This window comes from Bradyrhizobium centrolobii, from assembly GCF_001641635.1.
Lineage (GTDB): Bacteria > Pseudomonadota > Alphaproteobacteria > Rhizobiales > Xanthobacteraceae > Bradyrhizobium > Bradyrhizobium centrolobii.
In genome coordinates, this window is sequence record NZ_LUUB01000009.1 from 1 (window position 1) to 4479 (window position 4479).

The 4479-nt window shown below is 60.1% G+C and carries 5 protein-coding genes and 1 pseudogene; 5 read left to right on the forward strand and 1 reads right to left on the reverse strand.

All coding sequences use genetic code 11. The features are described 5' to 3' along the window. The first annotated feature begins 34 nt into the window (after positions 1–34). A complete protein-coding gene (locus tag AYJ54_RS00870; protein ID WP_136623344.1) occupies positions 35–1153 on the forward strand; it encodes an amidinotransferase in 1119 nt (372 codons plus the stop codon). Positions 1154–1188: 35 nt separating this feature from the next. Here the strand turns inward: AYJ54_RS00870 and AYJ54_RS00875 are convergent. Then, positions 1189–1502 (reverse strand): annotated as a pseudogene (locus tag AYJ54_RS00875) (DMT family transporter). A 605-nt stretch (positions 1503–2107) separates the two neighbouring features. On the opposite strand from AYJ54_RS00875, the gene AYJ54_RS00880 reads away from it, so the two are divergent. The 4 genes from AYJ54_RS00880 (at position 2108) to AYJ54_RS46485 (ending at position 3941) form a co-directional block, all read left to right on the forward strand. Further along, positions 2108–2458 carry a hypothetical protein gene (locus AYJ54_RS00880; protein ID WP_063696014.1) on the forward strand — a complete coding sequence of 117 codons (351 nt, stop codon included), beginning with the start codon at positions 2108–2110 and terminating at the stop codon, positions 2456–2458. A gap of 248 nt (positions 2459–2706) precedes the next feature. Then, positions 2707–3012: a YMGG-like glycine zipper-containing protein gene (locus tag AYJ54_RS51820; protein ID WP_082905395.1), complete on the forward strand. Its 306-nt coding sequence runs from the start codon at positions 2707–2709 to the stop codon at positions 3010–3012. Positions 3013–3093: 81 nt separating this feature from the next. Next, positions 3094–3405, forward strand: coding sequence for a hypothetical protein (locus AYJ54_RS00885; RefSeq protein ID WP_063696015.1), 312 nt, complete (start codon positions 3094–3096; stop codon positions 3403–3405). A gap of 284 nt (positions 3406–3689) precedes the next feature. Further along, on the forward strand, positions 3690–3941 hold the full coding sequence (locus AYJ54_RS46485; protein ID WP_082905394.1) for a hypothetical protein: 252 nt from the start codon (positions 3690–3692) through the stop codon (positions 3939–3941). Positions 3942–4479: the final 538 nt, after the last annotated feature.

Below are 4479 nucleotides of genomic sequence, written 5' to 3' on the forward strand. Positions count from 1 at the left end.
GGCTGTTGTAGCGCAGAGGGTCTCGTGCATGGATATGGTCACGCACGGTCGCGGTTCGGATGCCGCTCCATCGGCCCGAGTTTCTCCGGTGAACTCACACAACGAGTGGGGCGCGCTGGAGGAAGTGATCGTCGGAAGGCTTGAGGGTGCGGTCATCCCATCCGATCATCCGGTTGTCACCTGCAACATTCCGGGCATGGCAGCGCGTGCTCAGTCGCTGCTCGCAGGCTTTCGTTACCCAAGGATCATGATCGAGCCGGCCCAGCGTGAGCTTGATGGCTTTGTTGCGCTGCTACAGTCGCTGGGCATCATCGTAAGACGGCCGGACGCTGTCGACCACAGGAAGCGCTTCAGCACGCCAGGATGGTCCTCGCGCGGCTTCTGCAATTCCTGCCCGCGCGACAGCATGCTCGTGATCGGCGACGAGATCATCGAAACCCCAATGGTTTGGCCCTGTCGCTACTTCGAGACGCAGTCCTATCGTGCGATCCTGAAGGACTATTTCCAACGTGGCGCGCGGTGGACGAGCGCGCCCAGACCGCAACTGACGGACGAACTGTTCGACCCTGAATTTCGCGTTCCGGAGAAAGGCGAGCCGATCTCATACATTCTCACCGAATTCGAACCGGTCTTTGACGCCGCCGACTTCTTTCGCTGTGGACGCGACTTGTTCGTGACCCGCAGCAACGTCACCAATGCGTCCGGCATTGAATGGCTGCGTCGTCACCTTGGCGACAGTTATCGCATCCATGAGATTGAGAGCCGCTGCCCCAATCCAATGCACATCGACACCACCATATTGCCGCTTGGGCCCGGCAAGATCCTGATCAATCCCGAGTACATCGACGTCGACCATCTTCCGGCCGTCTTGAAAGGATGGGACATCCTCGTGGCCCCCGAGTCCGACCCGATCACCGATCCTGTGCTGAGGGTCACTTCACTATGCGGGAAATGGCTCAACATGAACGTCTTGATGGTGGATGAGAAGCGCGTCATCGTAGATCCACATCATACCGCAACGATGCGTGCGTTTGAGAATTGGGGATTCGAACCGATTTCCTGCAAGTTCTTACACTATGCGGCATTTGGTGGCGCCTTCCACTGCGCCACGCTCGACGTCCGGCGGCGCGGCACGTTGGAAAGCTACTTCTGAGCTGACCTCCAACAGGTCTCATCGCGCCGCTCCGCCTAAGAGGTGATTTTCAGTCCGATGATGCCCACGAGAATAAAGCCGATGCAGGCTAACCTAAGCAACGTCACGGGCTCGTTAAATAGATAGATGCCGAGCGCCGTGGTGCCAACAGTGCCAATGCCCGTCCACACCGCATAGGCCGTACCGACCGGCAGCGACTTAAGGGCGAGTCCGAGGAACCCAATCCTGGCCGCCATAGCGACGACGTGCCGATTGTTGGCAAAAGGCGTGCGAAGCCTTCCGTGAATTTGAGGCCGATCGCCCAGGCGATTTCGCACAGGCCAGCCATGAGCAGAAAGAGCCAGGCCATGCTAACGGCCTGCGCCAGATCTGTCTGGTTCAGATAAGCCTTTCCCCATGGCATCCAGATGCCGGACACAATTGATGTGGGACTAAATATCAGCCAGATTGTCCCAAGCTCAGAGGGGTTGGCGGCCGGGCCGCTATCGGCTCACACAGCAACTGACACAACCCCCGAGCCCGTGCCCACTTTCGCTTGGTTGCCCTGAGTTGTTGCGCCGCTACCAGCAAGGTTGAGCTATGCTGAAACACTTGCTCCTTGAAGTCATTGGTCGCGTATCCGGTCTCAGCGATGCGCAGCTTGAACAAATTGAGCGGTCGTTGCCGGCAAGGTGCGGACCCCGCATCGTCTTCACCCTATATTCGCAGTCACGGCGAGGGCGAGGCGGCCGTGCAAGCCACATTCCCTGGCGCAGCCGTTATCCGCTCTGCGGTAATGTTCGCGCGAGACAACGTCTTTCTCACGACAATTCTTGGGTTCGAGGTCGATCAACGCGCGGCGGCGTCAAACTCAAGAACGGCCAGCCACTCTCTTAGATGAACGGGCGACAACGGCAGGTTCAGCCTTCCTTCAAAGCGCGCGATGTAGAACGCGATCACCACATGGAGGGGACAATGGTTTCGCTCAAGAAAGCTCTTTCAAGCAGCGTCGCCGCGCTTGCCGTCGCCGCAACGCTGTTCACCGGATCCGCACCAGCTCAAGCACACGACGGCCGCAACGCGGCGCTTATCGGCGGTTTGGTCGTCGGGGCTCTCGTCGGCGGCGCACTGGCGTCGGAAGCGCACGGTTACGAGTCCTATCCGTCCTACAGCTATCCAGCCCCTCGTCGCTACTACAGCGGATATTCGACGTACAGCCGCGACTACAGCGGCCATGATGATGGCTATTACGCGGCCCAACATCGATATCGCCATTGCGACCACGATTACCGCAGCGTTTCGGGTTGGGACGACGACGAGGACTAATCCGCCAGCGCGGAAGAAGGCCCGCCGGATCAACAGAGGGTGCTGCAAAAGCAGCGCCCCGACCGCCGGCGGGCCTTTGTGTTGGCCCGATCAGCATGACAGCCGGCCACGCGGTGGTGGTCGTGATAGCACCCTCTTACGGCCCGAACGCGGCCACGATGGTTCGTCATTCCACCAGGTCAGTCGCTGGGACCATCTTCTTCATCACAATCAACGCAAAGAGGCTCACGCGCGTGAATATTCCAAAGATGTCTGCGGCTAGTATCTTAGCCATTTGTATTTCGCTCGCGGGCTGCGCACAAACTCAACAGCAGCAACGGGCCGCGACCGGCGCCGCCGTGGGCGCTGTCGGTGGAGCGCTCGTTGGTCAAGCTATCGGCCGGAATGCGGGTAGCACCATTCTTGGTGCTGGTGCCGGCGCCCTGCTTGGCGCGGCCGTAGCCGACTCTACCAACCCAGCACCGTCTGGGCGGGAAATGTGCCGCTACCGCGCTCCCGACGGCAGCATCTATGTCGCTGAATGTGACGAGCGCTATTACCAAGGCCGGTACTGACACCGGTCGGCAAGGCGTCCCCAGCCACGGCGGCGCCTCCCGCGCCACACTGCGCCCATGAATGCAGCCATGGAGACTCCGATGGGAAAGCCGATTGCCATTCTACTCTCTTCCGCGGCGTTCGCCGCCCTTGCCGCGAGTAGTGCCGACGCCATGCCGATCTCGCGCTCGACCGTACCAACGTTGAACGTCGAGCAGGTTCGCTGGGTGTGCAACGAATGGGGGCGCTGTTGGCACCAGCGTGACTATTACCGTCCCTACGGGTACTACCGACGCTATGACGACGACGAGTGGCGACAGCGTTACCGATACCGACATAGCTATGGCTATTACGGTCCACGTTGGGGCGGTTACGGTTGGCGCCGCGGTTTGGAGGATGACAACGAGCAATGAGCCGCGATCAGCGGCGTCGAGCGCATCGTGATCCAGAGCATGCTCGCTTCATCGCTAAGTCCCGCGCTGTCCGATAGGTAAAGCTGGGACACAAGGTCCCCATGTAAGCTTGCCGTCAGGATAGGAGATCGCGATCTCGAATAGATCGTTCGAGCTTGGCGCATTCGCACCAAAGACCAGACTGCGTCTTACTTTGAACACGCCATCCGATTTCTACTTTTTCCCGATCCGGGACGGCCGCTGAATCGTTGGCGACCGATCAAAGAGAGAAAGGGTGGATCAAAATGAAAAAGGTGTTCGTAGTCGCGGCTGCGTTGGTCGCTGTCACTTCGGCGGCCCATGCGCGTGGACCAGGCGGCAGCTTTGGCGGAGGCGCCTCCAGCTTCTCGCCGGGCCATTCGTTCCAGAGCAGCGGCCCCGTCACGGGCACGACCGGCGCTTCAGGCTATTCCCCCGGCCATCAGATGCAGTCCAATGGACCCGTAACCGGATCTCCGGGAGCCTCAGGCTACACGCCCGGTAAGCTCAAGCGCTAAAAGCATAAAGGACACGCGCAAGAGGCCGCCTCAGTTGGCGGCCTCTTTTCGTTTTTGGGGACGATCAGCGCGTCACGCCGGTTTCCCGCAGGCATGGCGTATGGTTCTCGTTGATGCAGGCTGTCTCGGCGCACCACTTTTCCAGTCCGCGCCATGCCACAACCGCACCGGTGACGGCCGCACCTCCAGTCGATCGACCCAAGCACTTTGATGAACTCACCGACATCCGTCCACGTCGAATGGAGCGGGCCTCACAGGCCTAACCAAGTGATGATTAGCAGATCAATACGAGGCCCGCAGCGCTGGCCGTTCCGGCGTAACGATCAAGGTTCATGGGGGAGCGATAGCGTTGATCGAAAGAGAGCCCCAGCCAAGGGAGCTGGGCCAGGGCTTAAAGGTCCCAGTGCGCGACCGGGAGAGGAGTCGCGTGCCGTCGGAGCATGTCTGAGTCGATGCTGCCTTGTTTTGGTGGAAGCGCTGTGGTCCACAGGAAAGACCGGCCGCTAGCTCCACTCTGCGGCGAGCTTCGCGATCTGCT

Excerpts from the sequence above, each read along its gene's own strand:
- AYJ54_RS00885 (WP_063696015.1), top strand. The coding sequence starts at position 3,094 with ATGGGAAAGCCGATTGCCATTCTACTCTCTTCCGCGGCGTTCGCCGCC.
- AYJ54_RS00870 (WP_136623344.1), top strand. The coding sequence starts at position 35 with ATGGTCACGCACGGTCGCGGTTCGGATGCCGCTCCATCGGCCCGAGTT.
- AYJ54_RS00880 (WP_063696014.1), top strand. The coding sequence starts at position 2,108 with ATGGTTTCGCTCAAGAAAGCTCTTTCAAGCAGCGTCGCCGCGCTTGCC.
- AYJ54_RS51820 (WP_082905395.1), top strand. The coding sequence starts at position 2,707 with ATGTCTGCGGCTAGTATCTTAGCCATTTGTATTTCGCTCGCGGGCTGC.
- AYJ54_RS46485 (WP_082905394.1), top strand. The coding sequence starts at position 3,690 with ATGAAAAAGGTGTTCGTAGTCGCGGCTGCGTTGGTCGCTGTCACTTCG.